The organism is Parafrankia irregularis (assembly GCF_001536285.1).
Classification (GTDB): domain Bacteria; phylum Actinomycetota; class Actinomycetes; order Frankiales; family Frankiaceae; genus Parafrankia; species Parafrankia irregularis.
This window is the reverse complement of record NZ_FAOZ01000015.1, coordinates 1-17,413: the sequence shown is the minus strand read 5'-3', so window position 1 is coordinate 17,413 and position 17,413 is coordinate 1. Positions and strand designations below refer to the sequence as shown.

General features: G+C 72.8%; 7 protein-coding genes. 5 read left to right on the top strand and 2 right to left on the bottom strand.

Features of this window, described 5'->3' with window-relative positions; all coding sequences use genetic code 11:
- Positions 1–657: 657 nt before the first annotated feature.
- A complete protein-coding gene (locus tag AWX74_RS21535) occupies positions 658–1,347 on the bottom strand; it encodes a hypothetical protein (RefSeq protein ID WP_054564541.1) in 690 nt (229 codons plus the stop codon).
- A gap of 381 nt (positions 1,348–1,728) precedes the next feature.
- Between AWX74_RS21535 and AWX74_RS21530 the strand changes: the two genes are divergently transcribed.
- The 3 genes from AWX74_RS21530 (at position 1,729) to AWX74_RS21515 (ending at position 7,212) form a co-directional block, all read left to right on the top strand.
- A complete protein-coding gene (locus AWX74_RS21530; protein WP_054564540.1) occupies positions 1,729–2,106 on the top strand; it encodes a GroES family chaperonin in 378 nt (125 codons plus the stop codon).
- Positions 2,107–2,673: 567 nt separating this feature from the next.
- A complete protein-coding gene (locus AWX74_RS21520; RefSeq protein WP_091279884.1) occupies positions 2,674–2,973 on the top strand; it encodes a DUF4193 family protein in 300 nt (99 codons plus the stop codon).
- 210 nt (positions 2,974–3,183) lie between these two features.
- Positions 3,184–7,212, top strand: a complete 4,029-nt coding sequence (locus tag AWX74_RS21515; RefSeq protein ID WP_091280275.1) for a LuxR C-terminal-related transcriptional regulator — start codon at positions 3,184–3,186, stop codon at positions 7,210–7,212.
- A 52-nt stretch (positions 7,213–7,264) separates the two neighbouring features.
- Here AWX74_RS21515 and AWX74_RS40125 read toward each other — a convergent pair whose 3' ends face one another.
- Positions 7,265–7,735: a DUF6458 family protein gene (locus tag AWX74_RS40125; protein WP_165615716.1), complete on the bottom strand. Its 471-nt coding sequence runs from the start codon at positions 7,733–7,735 to the stop codon at positions 7,265–7,267.
- A gap of 521 nt (positions 7,736–8,256) precedes the next feature.
- Here AWX74_RS40125 and AWX74_RS21505 point away from each other — a divergent pair.
- Together AWX74_RS21505 and AWX74_RS21500 are read left to right on the top strand one after the other, a co-directional pair.
- A complete protein-coding gene (locus tag AWX74_RS21505) occupies positions 8,257–9,228 on the top strand; it encodes a LuxR C-terminal-related transcriptional regulator (RefSeq protein ID WP_397311612.1) in 972 nt (323 codons plus the stop codon).
- A gap of 2,185 nt (positions 9,229–11,413) precedes the next feature.
- On the top strand, positions 11,414–17,413 hold a 6,000-nt coding region (locus AWX74_RS21500; protein ID WP_114476406.1), incomplete at its 3' end, for a type I polyketide synthase.

Below are 17,413 nucleotides of genomic sequence, written 5' to 3'. Positions count from 1 at the left end.
GATCAGCGAATTGATGTGTTCGACGATCCGTGGTCCGGCCAGTACCGGCCCGTTCGCGATCATCTCGAGTTCCGAGCGCAACTGACCGTGGTACTGCTCGACGTCGACTACGCGCGGGTCCTCCATCGAAGGCAGCATGCACCATTGCGGGCGGATACGTGCGGGCGGCACCGCCACAGCGGGTAACTGGTGACGTCATCATCACCATCTGCGTACGAAGTCGGAAGCGATTGAATGTGCAGTGTGCTTTCGTCGCCACGCAGCGCTGACAATCGTGAGGCTGCGGTTCCGTGCGCTCACCCGATGCCCTGGCGCGGAGTGCGTCCCGGTGGCACGGGTGGGCCGCCATGGGTGTCACGAGCCGCCGATTCCACCGAAATATGCCTAGTCAGGGCATATGCGGGCGGTCCGGCCCGAGCACGGTCGGCCTCCATGCGAATGGTGCATGTGGCGCTGGTTACCCGAAGGTGCCAGGCAGGTTCGTCAGCCGGCCTGCGGTGACCTGGGCACGCGGGTCAGCTGGGCACGCGGGTCAGGGGGCGGCTGCCGGCGATCAGGTGCGCTGCCGGCGCCGGTGCGTCCGCCGGCGCGGGGCGGCCGGTTGCGCGGACCCGCCCACTGACCCCACTGCTCGGTCAGGTGTCAGGTCAGGTCAGGTCAGGTCCGGTCGGGGCGGACTTCACCGTCGCGGCGGACCTGACGCATCAGGCCTTCCTGGAGACGCGCGAACTCCTCGATGTACGGGCTTTCGACCCCGCCCGCGCCACCGGGCTCCTTCGCACCCTGCGAACGGTCGAACACGGGCTCGAAACCGGCGAACTGGCCGTTGCTCTGGCCTGCGAGCCGGTCGGTCGGGGCGTCGAAGGCCGGGTAGTGCGATCCACCGGAGGGCGGGGGCGGCGGGGGCGGCGGCGGAGGCGGTGTGCCCCGCTCCAGCTGGCTGTCGTAGCCGGGCGGTCCGTACGCGGGAAGGTTGCCTGCCGCGGAGGCGGAGCGGTCGGCTCCGTTGTCGAACGAGGGGTAGTGGTTGCCGTTGGACGACGCGGAGCGGTCGGCGGATCCGTCGTAGCCGAAACCGCCGGACGAGCCGCTGCCGGGGGCGATGGACAGCGGCGCCGCGCCGCGCAGGCCGTCACCGGGCCCGAGCTCGGGCTGCTCGCTGGACAGGAAACCGTCCGACGCCGGATAGATCCGGGCGGAAAGGCTCACCGACATCGGGTCGCTGCCGTAGGTGATGACGTCGACCTGGTCGTCCGGACCGATGCCGCCGCTTCTCGCGAGATCGACGAACCGGAAGAGGTCGGCCCAGCGCAGCCCCTCGAGGTCCACACTGATTCTCAGCGCCATTGGTTTGCCCCATCCCTTGGCTCGTGCGTGTCGATCGGCTGACCTGGCTTCCGACGCGGACGCTTCTGCTGGGTGCCGGGCATCCCCCCCGGCGCGCCTGGCGGCACCCGGCCGTGCGGGCCCGGATGACGATGGGCGGCAGCTTATACCGCGTTGAGGTGCCTTTCCTCATCCGGGCTGGTTGGTAGGTCTGTGGTGGCTGGTGGGGTGTCTGTCGTTGTTTGGGGGGTCTGCTGCGGCCCTGCTGGCGGGCGCTGTCGGATCCGTCCCGGCATTTCTGGCGGGCGCGACGGTCGGGTGCGCGGGCCCCGGTGGCATGCAGTGGGGCAATCGGCTACATCCGGTCGGCGATGCTGTCGCGGGCGGGTAGGGTCCGAGCCTGTGAGCGTAGTTTCCGGCGATGTCGACGGTGTCGGGGGTGCGGTCGGCATCGACGCGACGAGTGGATCCCTGCCGATCCGGCTGCTGCACGACCGTGTGTTGGTGCGGCCCCGGGAGGATTCCGCGGACCGGCGTTCGAAGGCGGGCATCGTCATCCCCGCGACCGCGCAGATGGGCAAGCGGCTGGCGTGGGCCGACGTGGTCGCGATCGGCACGGTCGTGCGCACGATCCAGGTCGGTGACCGGGTGCTTTACGACCCCGAGGACCGGGCCGAGGTGGAGCTGCACTCCACGACCTACATCCTGATGCGAGAACGGGACGTCCACGCGGTCGCCGCGGAACGCCTCGATGACGGATTGACCGGCCTCTACCTCTGACCTGTGGACGCCGGCCGGTGACCTGTGGACTCCGGCCGGCGCGACCTTCGTCGGGCCGCTGTCGCCGGTCGCTGTCGCCGGCCGTCCGTCACGGTGATCGCCCAGTTCGCGGGTGTCGGCGTGCCGACGCGTGCTGACACATCCGAGCCGTCGACACCACCGAAGAGTGGTCCGCGCCACCTCGATGTCGTCCGCCGCGCCGGTCCGATCGACGTCCGATCATGGCGTCGAGGTGGGGCATCACGGGCCGTGGCGTAACCCATCCAGATCCGGATGTGGCGGGAGTGACACCGCGCCGAAGCGCCCCTGCTTGGTCTGGCGACTCTTTGGCCCGTATCCTTCGGGCGGCTTTGGAGATCCGCGTTCCGAACTGGTGGCCGTGGGTACCGGCGCCGGGGCATGGGGAATGCGGACATCTGCTTGGCGCCCACTTCTCTGGCCAGAGCCACTGCTTATTGTGATCAGCCGATGCCGTTCAGGTACGGTGCTTGCTCGATCCTGTGGTCCGGATCGATGCCGGTGTCGACAGGCCGCGGTCTGTGAGGACGAGGAAAGGTAAGGAGAGGCATGGCTCGTGACTTCGACGCTCGGCGGAGCGCGGATGTCGAGGAGGATGAGCTCCAGGAACAGAGCCTGGAGACGTTGAAGGCCCAGCGCGCCGGCGCGGCCGCCGACCTCGGCGACGACATGGACGCGCTGGAGGCTGAGCTGGATCTTCCGGACGCCGACGTCCGAGACGAGGAGCTCTCGCTGCGCGTGCTCCCACGGCAGGCTGACGAGTTCACCTGCACCAGCTGCTTTCTCGTGCAGCACCGCAGCCAGCTTGCCGACACGCGACGGACGGTCTGCGCCGACTGCGCCGCCTGACACCGATCGCAGGTCCGCGACGCTGAGCGGACGGTTCCGGAGAAGAGCGCATCTGTCAGGCGCTTCCGGAACCGTCCGCGTCCGTCTGGATATCGCACGCCCCTGTGACCGCCTGGGCCCGCCGTCTCGCGGGCGACACCGCCTCACTGGTTGCTGAATGCGGAGGGTGGCTGTACCACTACCCTTGGCATGGTGAGCGGGGGTGATCACATGGTCGAGGCGTGGGAGACGGAGGTCCGTCCGGGTGGTCCGGTGGCTGCCGGTCCCGGACGTGCCGCCGTTGATGTGGACAGTGCCGCCGTCGATGCGGACGCGGCGGCGCCGAGGCCGCCGCTGACTCCTGCGGGCGGGGGACTGCCCGCGCTCGGCGCCCGCGTGTTCCCACCTCGGCCGGCTGTCCCGCTCGTGTCCAGGCCCAGGCTGCTGGAACGCCTTGACCTGGCGGTCGAGGGCCCACTGACCGCCGTGTGCGCTCCTGCCGGCACCGGCAAGACGGTGCTGCTGGCCGACTGGGCCCGGTCGGGCCGCTCACCGCACCCCGTCGTGTGGCTGCGCGTCGACCCTGTCATCGGACGTCGTCACTCCTCCATGCCCGCCGGCCGGGCACCGGTGCCACCCGTGTCACCCGTGTCGCTGTGGTCGCAGATCCTTCGCGGACTGCGCCGTGACGCGGCGTTGCCGTGCCCGGAGCGGCTCGAACGCCTGGAAGCCGAATCCGCCGGGATGAACCCCGAGTGGTTCCAGCGGGAGCTGGTCAACCAGCTCGCCCAGCTCCCGGTGCCGGCCGTGCTGATCCTCGACGACGCCCATCTGGTTCACGAACCGGCGGACATCGCCGGGCTCGAACTCCTGGTGGGCGAGGGCGCGGGGCACCTGCGCCTGGTTCTCGCCGGGCGTCAGCCGGTCCTGCGCGTCCACCGCCTGCGCGCCGAGGGCACCGTCACCGAGATCGGTGCGGCGGACCTCGCCTTCACCAGGGACGAGACGGCGGCGTTGCTCGCCGCCCACGGCCTGCGGGTCAGCGAGCCCGCCATCGCGGCCCTGTGGAAGCGGACCGAAGGCTGGGCGGTGGGCCTGCGGCTCGCCGCGGCCCGCGCTGTCGACGCTGCTGATGCTGTGGCCGGTGAGGCCTATGCTGTCGCCAGCGGTGCCGCGGCCGGTGCCGTGGCCGGTGACGGCGGCATGGTGGCTGGTGCCGGCGCGGTCGGCGTGGTCGGCGTGGCCGTCGCGGAAGACCCCGGCCAGGGCACGTTGCCATCCGGCAGGCCGCTGCTGCCGCCGGAGCTTGATCCGGCCCGCGGGCCGCGGGCTGCCATCGCTGACTACCTGCAGGCCGAGGTCCTGGCGGACTACGCGGAGCCAGTTCGTCGCTTCCTGCTCCGGACCAGCGTGTTGGAACGGCTCACCGGCCCGCTCGCCGCGGCCGTCGCCGCCATCGACGCCCGGAGCGCTCCGGCGGGTGTGCCGGAGTACCGGGACGCGGGCGCGCCGGCACCCGGCGGTACCGCCGTCGCGGCGGCTGCCCCGACGCCGGGGCCGGCGTCGACGTGGCGGGGTGCGGTCCACCTGCTGCGTGAGTTCGCCCGTACCGGCGGATTCCTCGTACCGCTGGAGCCTGCCGCGCCGTCGCCGGTCGCCGCGGCGGAGGCGAGGTCATCCGCAGGCCTGGCCTGGGACTGGTACCGCTACAACCGGATGTTCGCGCTGATGCTGCACGGGTTGCTGCTGCGCGACCCGGACGAGGACCCGCGTGAGCTCAACCTGCGTGCGGCCCTGTGGTTCGCGGCCAACGACAGCACCTCCGACGCGGCCCGCCATGCGCTGCGCGCCGGTGACTGGTGGTATCTGGCCTGTCTGCTCGTCGACGGTTCGGCGCTGGTGGACATCCTGTTCGGGGGCGAGCCCGACCTGAGCGAGCTGGTGGCCGAGGTGCCGGCGGGGGCGTCCGGGCTGTCGCCCGAATGCGACCTGGTGCTGGCGGTCGCCCACCTGCGCTCGGGTCGGCTGGAGGCGGGTGCCGCGAGCCTGTCGTCAGCCCGCGCGGGGCTGCCGGTGAGCCCGGCGCGCCGTGACGTGTCTCGCCGTAGGACGTTGGTCGAACGCATCGACGTCGTGGAGCTGTATCGGGCCGAGCTGGCCGGAGAGCCCACGGAAATGATCGCGGCGGCCCGGAGGTTGCTGCGTGCCGGCGCGTCCGGGGCTGGGGGCGGGTCGCAGACGCAGCTGACCACGGCAGCTGAGCAGGCTGCGCCGGCCGGCGCGGTGCCGGGAAAGGTGGGCAATCCGGGTAGTCCGGGTAGTCCGGGCGGTCCTCAGGCCGACGTGAACGGTCCGCGGGCCGAGCCGCGCAGGAGCCCGCCCCGGCCGGCCCGCCGGATGGACGAGGGTGTCCGGGCCGTTGCTCTGTGCGCCCGTGGTCGGGGTGAGCTGTGGCTCGGCCGGCTCTCGGTGGCCGCCAGCGTGCTGCACGAGGGCGCCGCGACCGCCCGCCGGGCGGGGCTTGTCGGGGTGGAGACGTCCTGCCTGGGGGCGTTGGCGCTGCAGTACGCGCTGCGCGGCCGGCTGCGGCAGGCCGAGAGCCAGCTACTTCTGGTGGTCACTCGGGTGGAAGGCGCCGCCGCGGGCCGGGACACGCCCGCCTCCACGGCCGCCTCGGCGCAGCAGACCGTTCCCGGTCTGCCCGAGGCCCACCTCGCCGCCGCGATGGTGCATCTGCAGCGCGTCAACCTGGTCGAGGCCGAGCGCAGCCTCGCCGCGGCACGCAGGGCGATCACGCCTGCGTGCCCCGGGTTCCTCGTCGAGATCGCAACAGTGTGCGAAACCCGGCTGCGACTCCTGCACGGATCAGCCGACGAGGTGCGCGCGGCGCGGCGCATGCTCGCCGCTACCGGCTCCGGCCCCACCCCGCCGCTGGGCGCGGCCGCGCGCCGGGCGGCGGAGGCGGACCTGCTCGTCGCGACCGGCGCCCCGGAGGCGGCACGTCGTTCACTGCTGCGTGCCGGTGACCGCACGGCGACCGACCCGCAGGTCCTGCTCTCCCTCGCGCGTTCGGCCCTGGCCTGTGCTGACGTGCCGTCGGCGGAGGAGGTGCTCGCGCCCCTGCTGCGGGCCGACGACGGCGGCGCGGGCCTGGTGGCGGCCTGCGTGCTCGGGGCAGTCGCGGCCGCCCGCCGTGACGACCACGCGAGAGCCGGCGGGCTGCTCGCGCGCGCCGTGGCGCTCGCCGTGGACGAGGGGATGGTCGCGCCGTTCGTGGAGGCCGGGGACGAGCTGTTGGGCCTGATGACCGCTCATCCCGAGCTGACGGACAGCCACCCCGAGTTCGTCGCGGCTCTCGACCGCAGTGCGGCGTCGAGGGGGACGCCGTCCGCTCGGATTCCGGGCCTGCGAGCCGCCGAGCGGCGGCGCGCGCCGCGGTTGCCGGTGCCCGGGCTGCCGGCCTCGCGCATGCCAGCCGCGCGACACGCACAGGCACGCGAGGCGGCGGGTGGTGGCACGGTGGGGCCGCCGGAACTGGAACCACCGCGCTCCGCGGCCGCCGGCTCCGTGCTGGAAGGGGCCACAGGGGCCACAGGGGTCGAAGGGGTCGCAGGTGCCGCGAACGGTGCGGGGCCGGGCTGGCCGCGCCAGGGAACCCGAGGCGTCACGGGCCGCAGCGGCCAGGCCGGCCGGGGCACTGCGATCGGCGGTGACGGCGAGGTCGGACGGGGCGGCGAGGCGGGGCATGTCGGTGAGACCGGCCAGTGGGGCCCGGCTGGCGTCGCGGGCCCCGTCGAGGTGGTGGTGCCCGCGCCGACCAGGCCGCTCGCGGACCCGGCCTCCCGGGGAGCCTCGGCGTACTGGAACGACGATCGCGTGTCGTCGCCTGCGGCGACAGCTGCCGCCGGCGGCCTGCGGAACCCGGCCGCCTTCCAGGGAGCCGCGGGGGTGCCCAACCGCGTCGGGTCGGTCCCCGTCGGTCCCGACACCGCGGACACCGATAACGGAGCTGGCGGGCCCGGCAGGGACCCTCGGCGGGCAGCGCGCGTAGGTTCCGTGGGTTCCGCTGATCTGCTCAGCGAGCGCGAGCTGGCGGTGCTGAGCTACCTGCCGACGATGCTCACCACGGCGGAGATCGCGGCGGAGATGTTCGTTTCGGTGAACACCGTCAAGACGCACCTCAAGAGCATCTACCGCAAGCTGGACGTCGCCCGGCGCAGGGACGCCGTCCACCGTGCCCGCGCCCTGCATCTGCTCTGACCGCCCGGCCTGCTCTGACCGCCCGGCGCGGTGTGACCGCCGGCCGGGGCGGTCAACGCTGGTGCGACCACGAGTCGGAGGTGCTACCACCTTCGGGCCAGTCGCCGGCGCCGTCCCCTGGGCAGGCGTCGGCGGCGTAGCCGGGGTGGCCGGTGTCCTCCCAGGGCCGGGGGATCCCCGGACGGGGGGTGTGCCAGGAGGACGTGCCATCGTCGGCGAGACGAAATCCGGGACCACCGGGATCGGCGCTCCGCGCGGATTCGGCGGCGGGCCAGTTCCACTCGGCGGTGCCATCTTCCGGGGGAATCAGTGTGCCCAGGGGCAGCGTCCGCGCGACCGGGGCCGGCCTTCGACGGCGAGCCGTGCGCAGGTCCCGGATGAAGCAGACGAACAGGGTGGCGGCGCCGGTGGCCATGATGATCGATCCGAGCGCATGCAGGTCGACGCCGTTCAACCGGTAGGACAACGCGAAGCGCAGGATCGCCCCGGCGGCGAGCAGGAAGATCGAGAATCCGGTCGTCACATGCCTCACCTCGCAGTGGCGTGCTCACGGAACACGCCTGGCTGGTGACTTGATGTGAGCAGTTAGATGCTACCGGTAAGAAAACTACCCTCCGTGTCGACCGTTTACACGCCCGTGGTCGAAGGTGGAGGTGGTGGTCGGTCCGGGCCAGTTTGAGGGCCGTTGCTGGCACCTTTGGGTGGTGGAGTCCCGCCGTTGTCGTTACGCGCCGTGTCGGCGCGGTCGCAATTGACGATGGCTGGCGGGTAAACGGCGCATGAGCTGAGATTCAATAGTCAGATAAGCCAGTCAGGCTTATCAGGCGCCAGAAAGTAGGTGTCGCAGGCTGGCATCTGGGTAGTCGCGGCCCTAGGCTTGCCGAACATGTCCAGCTTGGCCGGAAATACGCCGGCTGATTCGCGACTACCGGCCAGTGACCTGGTGTCGGTCTGCCCCCGGAGGCATGTGTGACTGACCGAATGCTCAGCAATCCCGATGGTAGCCCCAGCGCTCATCCGGCCACTGGCCGGCTCGCCGTGACGATGGACACATCAGCGGGGGTTGCCCGGCCGACCGGCGTTCCCGCGCCGCACCGGGCGCCCGCCACCCGGCACGCGCCGATCACCGCGACGTCCGCGGTGGGCCACCCCGCGGCGCGGACTCGTCCCGGCGCGGTCGCGGCGGGGCTTCCCGCCCGGGCGCCGGCGGTCCCCGCCCGCGGCCCCCAGGTGCCGCGTGACCTGGCCCTGGGCGCGGCGGAGCTGCGCGGCGTGCTGCGTGTCGTCGAGGATTGCGAGCGTGCCGCCTCGCTCCCGGCGTTCCGTGAGGCCGCCCTGGACGGCATGGCCCGCCACCTCGGCTACCGCCACTCCGCCTTCTTCCTGGGCTCCTCCCCGCAGGCGACCTTCCAGGACGCCCGCCCGACCGGCCGTGGCCTCGCGCTGCGCATGGCAGGGCCGTTCCTGGAGCGCTACCGCAGCCTGGAGGTCTTCAACGACCCGGAGAGCCTGCGGCTCATGTGGGAGCGCGGGCTCGTCACCCTGGACGAGATCGGCGTGCCCGACCGTCCCGAGGTGCGGCTGCGGCTCGAGCGCTTCCTGCGCGCCCACGGCATCCACGCGAAGCTGCTGATCAGGCTCGCCGGTAACAGTGGCGTCGGCGCCGTGGTCTCGCTGCTCGACCCCCGCCCCGGCGCGTTCGGTCCGCGGGACCGGGCTGTCGGTGCGGTGCTGGCCCGCCACCTGGGCAACCTGCTGCGCTTCTACATCCGCGTGAACCCCGGCCCGGCCGTGACGGCGAAGCTGTCCGCGCGTGAGCGCGATGTCGTGCGCCTGGTCGCGGAGGGCCAGTCGAACCGGCAGGTCGCCGAGGCGCTCTGCATCAGCATCGACACCGTGAAGCACCACCTGACGCATGCGCTGGTGGCGACGGGCTGCTCGAACCGCACTCAGCTCGCCCTCGCCTGGCAGCGTGAGATGGGCTCGATGCCGGCTCCGGGGCTGCCCCGGTTGTAGTCAGGGCCCTGGTCCGGGTTCGCCCGGCACCGCACCTGTGCCGGCGCTGCTCGCATGGTCGGCATCGTCTGCCCGGCCGTGCCCCGGCCGGCTCGGGTTCCTGCCTGCCCTGCAGTCAGCCAGCGCTGTCCGTCCGTCGGCGCCGCCCCGCCGCGCCGCCGTCCCGACCGGCAGCCGTCCCATCTGTCCCGGCCCACCAGTACGTGTTCCGCCAGTACGTGTTCCAGCAGTACGTGTTCCAGCAGTACCGTCCGCATCGGACGTCAGCCAGACAGACGCCTGACCCGCGCCCCGGCACAGCACGGCCCGGACGACACCGTCCGGCCGCGCCCCGGATAGCTCCGCCTCGGACAGCTCCGCCTCGGACAGCTCCGCCCCGGCCGGTTCCGCCCGCCTGACCGGAACCGCGATACGGACCAGCCCACGGTCCGGCTTCGCCCGGTCGGCCGCGGCCGGCCGTCCAGATACCTGCGTGCACGCACTCGCCGCGCCGGGCCCGTACCGCATCCGGGCCCGGCGCGGCGGCCTGCGCGGCCAGCGCCCGGGCCGTCCTGGCGAACCGGATGCGGCGCCCGGTCGGCCGCCGCCATCGGCCAGGGAACCGGGTAGATTGGTCGTCCGTTGGGTATAGCTGTCGTCCCCCCGCGTCTGGGGTCCATCGGGCCACTCGGCATGGTCAGGTCCCAGGCGTACTTGTCCCACCGTTGGCGGGTAGCTACCGTCGCGGGCAGGGTGCGGCCGACAGCATGGTCGATTGCGACTTGAAGCGGTCTCGTGGCGGGTTGTGACCCCCTGGCCACGGTTGCCGGAGCCGGGCTGCCTGTCCGCTGGTCCGGCGGGAGATGACCGCCTCTCCCTGGTGGGTGACACCGTGGTCGCCGCTGCCCCCTGCAGTCGGGCCCGCATGCCAGGGAGCGCGAAACTCGCATCGGCCTGGGTTCTCGCTTCGTGGTGCGTCCGCCCTGACGGGTGCTCACCGCCCCGACGAGTCCCGCGGTGCCCGCCGTCAATGCCCTTGACGCGGCATCCACCGCAGCCACCCCTGATCCGCGGGTGAGAGCTGTCCCGATCTGTCCATCGGGTATCCCGTGAACGACGGTGTGTAGTTACTTCGGGTGGTCCAAAGGGTGCGGTGACTAGTGTTTCGCGTGCTCACGGAGAGCACGGAGCATCGCTGCTCGCGACCCGGATCCTGGTTTCGGTCGCGGTGCCGCAGTGCATTGAACAGGGCATTTGTCGATCCAGTGCCGAGGTTGCCGGGTGCGTCGACGGAAAACTGCCGTGCCTGTGCTTGCGGCTGTGCCCGAAGAGTGACTAGGTTGAACGGGCCATAGCGCGGCAGGTTCGGAGGGCAGAAGAGACGAGTCCGCTGTCAGCGCGCCCGTCCGTTCATGGCGGACGTCGGGCCGCTGTTCCGGCACGGACCGGAGGAACACCTGGATGAATGCCATGTCGTGGGGAAACCGTGCGGTCTGCCGTCACACGTGCGTTGCCCGACCGAAGAAAGCCAGTGCGGTTTCTCCTGCCGGGTTCGATCGCGGATCTGCCGCGCCGTACCAGAGCCAGGTTTCAACCCGTGTTAGCACCGGAAATCAGTCGCGAGTCCGTTGTAAATGGATCTGCTGTCGACACCTGGACTATGTCGCCGCGGTGAACAACGTGCCTTCGCACGATGCGTCCGTGACCGCCGTCACCGCGCCCGCGGGGGAGTGGGGGCGCGCCAGGACGGGCGGCGAACCACCGATGGCCTACACCGGACAGGCAGGTGACCAGCCGGATCACGGGATCGTTTCGTGGCGGCACCTAGGTGCGGGGAAGCAGGACGTGCGGGCTAGTATTTCGCGCACGTTCGTTGCCAGGGGCCAACTGATTGGGTTGGGGCGTCGCCGCGACCCAATCGTCGCTGACGGTATTGCGTCCGTCTCGGTTGTCGCCGTTCTACCCCACCTGGAGCCGCATCTGTTCGATACGCCGATCGCCCCGCCGGCACCAAGCCTGAAGCAGCGCGAGGCGTGCGGATCCGTGGCAGCCCGGCCATGACGACATCATCCACGGCTCTCCGTCGCCGGCCGGTTGTAGCCATCCGAATCCGGCGTCAGCATGCCGACCGCTTTCGCCCCCCGCTGACAGCAGCCGAACCCGGTAGTCGCCGCGTGCGGCGGTCCCAGGCCAGGAGGAGTCACCGATGAGCAGCGCAGCGAGTGCGCACGCCCGACCCGCGCAGGCGCGGCGCGCCGACCGAGATCTGGTCGTCGTCATCAGCCCGTTCGGTGAACCCGCGCCGCACCTGATCGCCGCGGTCGGGCACTGCGGGGCGCTGGGAGTTCTCGATCTCGGCCTCGACGCCGGCCGCGGTCGCGAGGCGCTGGCCGCGACGGCGGCGTGGTCCTCGGCGCCGTTCGGCGTGCGGGTCGCGCAGGGATGCCCGTTGGTCGTCGGCGACCTCGCCGGTGACCTCGCCGCCGTGGTCGACACAGTGCTACTCGGTGTGGATGCGCCCTGGAGTGTCACCGAGGCCGCCCGAGGCGGGCGGCGGGTGCTGGTGGAGGTTCTCTCCGTCCAGGACGCACTGCGTGCGCTCGCCGACGGTGCTGATGGCCTGGTCGCCCGTGGTAACGAGGCCGGGGGGCGGGTCGGTGACCTCACGACGTTCACTCTGCTACAGCATCTGAACGCCGCGAACGCGACGCGGCGGGACGGGACTGTTGCCCCTGTGTGGGCCGCCGGTGGAATCGGTCCGGCGACCGCGGCCGCCGCGGTCGCCGGCGGCGCGGCCGGGGTCGTCCTCGACTCGCAGCTGGCGCTCGTGCGTGAGGTGGAGCTTCCGGCCGAGGTGGCGAAGGCTGTCCGCGCGATGGACGGCAGCGAGACGGCCCTGATCGACGGACATCGGGTGTACGTCCGGCCCGACCTGCCCGTCGCCGCGCTGGTGGGCTGGGCCGGGAGCAGCCAGGACGGCTCGTCGACCGGCTCGTCGGCAGACGAGCCAGCACTGGACTTCCGCGACACCGGCGGCGAACGGGCCTCGGACGGCGCGCTCACCGCCGGCCGGTCGGTGGCGGCCGGATCCGTCGCGTCGCGGCTCGGCGGGCGTGATCTGCGGACCCAGCTGCTGCCGATCGGCCAGGACGGCGCCTTCGCCGCCGAACTGGCCGATCGGCACGTGTCGGCGAGTGCTGTGGTCGGCGCGGTGCGGGCCTCGATCCGCTCCTCGCTGGCCGCCGCGGCCCGCCACCGCCCGCTGGCGTCGGGATCGGCCTTCGCCGCGGCCCGGGGCCTTCGCCACCCGGTCGCACAGGGGCCGATGACCCGGGTCAGCGACCGCGCGCAGTTCGCGCACTCCGTCGCGAGCGCCGGTGGGCTGCCGTTCCTGGCGCTCGCGCTGATGAGCGGGCCGGAGGCCCACGCGCTGCTGACGGAGACGGCCGACCTGCTGGGTGACCTGCCGTGGGGCGTGGGCGTCCTCGGGTTCGCGCCGCCCGAGGTCCGGGCCGCGCAGCTCGACGCGGTGCACGCGGTTCGCCCACCGTGTGCGCTGATCGCGGGTGGACGTCCTGCCCAGTCGGCGCCGCTGGAGGCGGCGGGCATTGACACCTTCCTGCATGTTCCGTCGCCTGGCCTGCTGGAGCGGTTCCTGGCGGACGGCGCGCGCAAGTTCGTCTTCGAAGGGCGCGAATGTGGCGGCCATGTCGGGCCGCGGGCGAGCTTCCCGCTCTGGGAGGCGCAGATCAGCGGCCTGCTGGCGTTCGCCCGGCGTGCGCAGGACGGGCCGGAGAGCCTCGGGGACGTCCACATCCTGTTCGCCGGTGGCATCCACGACGCCACTTCGGCGGCGATGGTCGCCGCCGCGGCCGCGCCGCTGGTCGAGCGCGGTGCCCAGATCGGTGTCCTGATGGGGACGGCGTATCTGTTCACCGAGGAGGCCGTCGAGGACGGCGCGATCATGCCCGGCTTCCAGGAGGCGGCGATCGCCGCGTCCCGCACGGTCCTGCTGGAGACCTCACCGGGCCACGCCACGCGCTGTGTGGAGTCCGGTTACGTGCGTGAGTTCCTGCGCCGCCGCGACGAGCTGACCGCCGCCGGGGTGCCACGCAAGCAGATGTGGGCCGAGCTGGAGCAGCTCAACCTCGGCCGGCTGCGCATCGCGAGCCGCGGTGTCCGGCGCGAAGGCGGCGAGCTGGTCGCGGTCGGCGCGAGCGACCAGGCCGCCGAGGGCATGTTCATGATCGGTCAGGTCTCTGCGCTGCGGTCGGCCCGGACGACGATCGCCCGGCTGCACGCCGAGGTGACCGACGAGGCCATGGCCCGGCTTCCGGCTCGGGCCGGCGAGCTCGCGGTCTCCTTCGTCCCGGCCCCGGCACAGCCCGCCGACGCCGAGACCGGCGGCACCGGCGCAGATGTTGCCGGTGCCGCCGCCGCTGAGGCCGCTGACGCTGCCGATGCCGGCGGACAGGCGGAGCGTGCCGCGCGTTCCGTCGCTTCCGTGCGCGAGTCCGCGCGCCCCATCGATATCGCGATCGTCGGCATGTCCGCGGTGTTCCCGAGTGCCGCCGACGAAAAGGACTACTGGGCCAATGTGGTCGACGGGATCGACGCGATAACGGAGGTGCCGGCCGAGCGCTGGGACGTGGACCTCTACTACGACCCCGACTCCGTGGTGAAGGACGCCGGGCGGCGGACCCCGTCCAAATGGGGTGGCTTTCTGCCGCGGATTCCTTTCGACGCCCTGGCGTACGGGATTCCGCCGCGGTCACTGCGCAGCATCGACCCGGGCCAGCTGCTCGCACTGGAGGTCGCCGCCCGGGCGCTGCGGGATGCCGGCTATGACGATCGGCCGTTCGACCGGCGCCGGGCGTCGGTGGTGTTCGGCGCGGAGTCCGGCTCGGATCTCTCCACCGCCTATGGGTTCCGGTCCGCGCACCGGGCCTGGGTCGGGGAGCTGCCGGCCGAGCTCGAGGAGATTCTTCCCGAGCTCGACGAGGATTCCTTTCCCGGCCTGCTGGCAAATGTCATAGCCGGCCGGGTGGCGAACCGGCTCGATCTCGGCGGTCTCAACTTCACCGTGGACGCCGCCTGCGCCTCCTCCCTGGCCGCCCTGGACGCGGCCTGCAAGGAGCTCACGGCCGGTTCGTCCGACCTGGTGCTGTGCGGCGGTGTCGACACACATTCGGCCGTGCACGACTTCCTGCTCTTCGCGTCGGTGCACGCGCTGTCCCCGGGCGGGCGGTGCCGGAGCTTCGCCGCCGGCGCCGACGGCACAAGCCTTGGTGAGGGCGTCGCCGTGGTGGTGCTCAAGCGGCTCGCGGACGCCCAGCGCGACGGCGACCGGATCCGTGCCGTCATCCGGTCGGTCGCCGGTTCCTCCGACGGGCGTGCGCTCGGCCTGACCGCTCCGCGCAAGGCCGGGCAGGTGCTCGCGCTGGAACGGGCCTACTCGTGGGCGGGCATCTCGCCGTCCGAGGTCGGGGTGCTGGAGGCGCACGCGACCGGGACCGTCGTCGGTGACCGGACGGAGCTCGCGACGCTCACCGAGGTCTTCACCGAGCACGGCGCCGAGACGGGCCAGTGCGCGGTCGGCTCGGTGAAGTCCCAGATCGGCCACACGAAGTGCGCGGCGGGCCTCGCGGGGCTGGTCAAGGTCGCGCGCGCGGTGGAGACCGGCGTCCGCCCGCCGACCCTGCACGTGGACGAGCCGAACCCCTACTGGGACCGCGACAGCAGCCCGTTCTACTTCGACGACGAGGCCCGCCCCTGGGTCGCCCCACCGGCGCGGCGGCACGCCGGCCTGTCCGCCTTCGGGTTCGGCGGGACGAACTTCCATGTCGTCGTGTCGGCCTACGACAAGGCACCGGAGCCCGCGCACGGCCTTGACCGCTGGTCGGCCGAACTGTTCCTGGTGCGTGCCCGCGACCGGGCCGGCGCACTGCGGCGCCTGGACACCCTCGCGGCCCAGGTGCGGGCCAACGAGGACGCCGGCCGTCCCTTCCGGCTGCGTGACTTCGCCCGCACCGTGTGCGAGGAGGCCGGGGGAGCGGTTCAGATCGCCTTCGTCGTCGACGACCTCGATGATCTGCCGGCGGCGGTCGAGCGGGCTCGTGACCCGCGCTCCGCGCCCCGTTCCGGCCTGTTCGTCCGTGACGGCGATGATCACGCGACCGTGCTCGGTGGCGGTGCCGCTGGTGGCGGTGGCGGTGCGGGCGGCGTGGGGAGCCTGGCGTTCCTGTTCCCCGGGCAGGGCAGCCAGCGTCCGGGCATGCTTGCGGACCTCTTTGTGGCCTTCCCGCGGCTGCGGTCCCTGCTGGAGCTCGCCCCGGACGTGGCCGCGACGATGTTCCCACCGGCCGCCTTCTCCGACGCCGAACGAGCGGCGCAGTCCGCGGCCCTGACCGACACGCGGTCCGCCCAGCCGGCCCTCGGGCTCGCCGACCTCGCCATCTACGATCTTCTGGGTGGCCTGCGGATCCGTCCCGATCATGTTGCCGGCCACTCGTACGGAGAGCTGGCGGCGCTGTGCGCTGCCGGGGTGTTCGACCGGCGCGATCTCGTCCGGCTCAGCCGGGCCCGGGCGGAGGCGATTCTCGCGGCAGCCGGGGACGATCCCGGAACCATGGCCGCGGTCTCCGCGACCGCGGACCAGATCCGCGCCGTGCTCGGCGCGCCCGCGGCCGACGGAACCGTCGCGGGCGTCGCGCTCGCGAACCAGAACGCTCCGCGCCAGACCGTGATCTCGGGTCCGACCGCGGCGATCGACGCCGCGGTGGAGCTGTTGAAGAACGCCGGTCTGTCGTCGCGGCGAATCCCGGTCGCGTGCGCCTTCCACAGCCCGGTCGTGGCCGCTGCCGCGGACGGGCTGGCCACCGAGCTCGCCGGTACCGACGTCGGCGCGGGTGTGATCCCGGTGTGGTCCAACATGACCGCCGGGCCCTACCCGCAGGCCCCGGCGGAGATCCGCGCGGCGCTGGCCGGCCAGCTCGCCGCCCCGGTGCGCTTCGTGGAGCAGATCGAGGCCATGTACGCGGCCGGTGTGCGTGTCTTCGTCGAGGTCGGCCCGGGCCGGGTGCTCTCCCAGCTCGCCGGCAAGATCCTCGCCGGGCGGCCGCACCGGGTCGTGGCGACCGACGCCGCCGGCGAGCCCGGCCTGCGACGGCTGCTGCTCGCGGTGGCCGAGCTCGCTGTCGCGGGCGCGGACGTCGACCCGTCCCCGCTGTTCGTCGGCCGGGACACCCGGGTGGTCGCCCCCGGTGCGATGCCGCGGCGCCCCGGCTGGCTGATCGACGGCGCCTACGTGCGGACCAGCGACGGCGGCCATCTGCCGGGCGGCCTGCTGCCCGCCCGGCGGATCAGCCCCACCGCGCAGACGCGGGACGGGGAAGCCACGCCGGCCGGGCCGGCGGTGCTCAACGGGCCGGCGGTGCTCAACGGGGCGGCGGTGCTCAACGGGGCGGCAGTGGTGACCGGGGCCGGTGGCGGCGTCCCGGCGTCTCGACATGATCCTGAACAGCTGGGTGCGAGGCCCGGTGACACGGTGGGAGGTTCTCCAATGAGCGATCTTCGGACGTTCGACGGGCAGCTGCCCGGCCACCCATCGGGGAGCGCTGGTGCGAACGGGGCGGGTCCCGCGTCCGCCGGTCGCCACCCCGGCCCTGACCCCGCGGCCTACCCGGCGCTGCCGGCGGGTACGGCGGTGCCGGCCGGCCCGGCTCCGGCCGCCAGCCCGGCGCCGCTGCCCGCGGTGGGCCCGGCCGACACGATCATGCTGGAGTTCCTGCGGACCGGTCGCGACCTCGTGGCCGCCCAGCGGGACGTCCTGCTGACCTACCTCGGCGCGGCCCGGCAGACACCGACACCGACGACCTCCGCGGTGCCGGTGCCGATGGCTGCGCCTGCGCCTGCGCCTGCGCTCGCGCTGGTGCCGGTGCCGAACGGTGTGACGCAGCTGTCGTCGGGGCCGAACGGGCACCACAACGGAGCGCTGACCACCTACCCGGCCGCCCCTGCGGTGCCTGCTGCGCCCGAGACGCCTGCCGCTCCTGAGGTTGCCGTGCCGGCGGTGCCGCCGCTGGTCGCGGTGCCCGCCGAGGCGACCGTTGCGGCTGCCGCGGCCCCGGTTTCGGTGGACGTCCCGGTGGTGCCGGGGTTGTCGCTGGAGGCGGTGACCGAGTCGGTGGTCGGGGTGATCGCGGAG

Bases quoted from the DNA above. Each gene is read 5' to 3' on its own strand.
- AWX74_RS21535 (WP_054564541.1), bottom strand. From the start codon at position 1,347: ATGGCGCTGAGAATCAGTGTGGACCTCGAGGGGCTGCGCTGGGCCGAC.
- AWX74_RS21515 (WP_091280275.1), top strand. From the start codon at position 3,184: ATGGTCGAGGCGTGGGAGACGGAGGTCCGTCCGGGTGGTCCGGTGGCT.
- AWX74_RS21505 (WP_397311612.1), top strand. From the start codon at position 8,257: ATGGACACATCAGCGGGGGTTGCCCGGCCGACCGGCGTTCCCGCGCCG.
- AWX74_RS21520 (WP_091279884.1), top strand. From the start codon at position 2,674: ATGGCTCGTGACTTCGACGCTCGGCGGAGCGCGGATGTCGAGGAGGAT.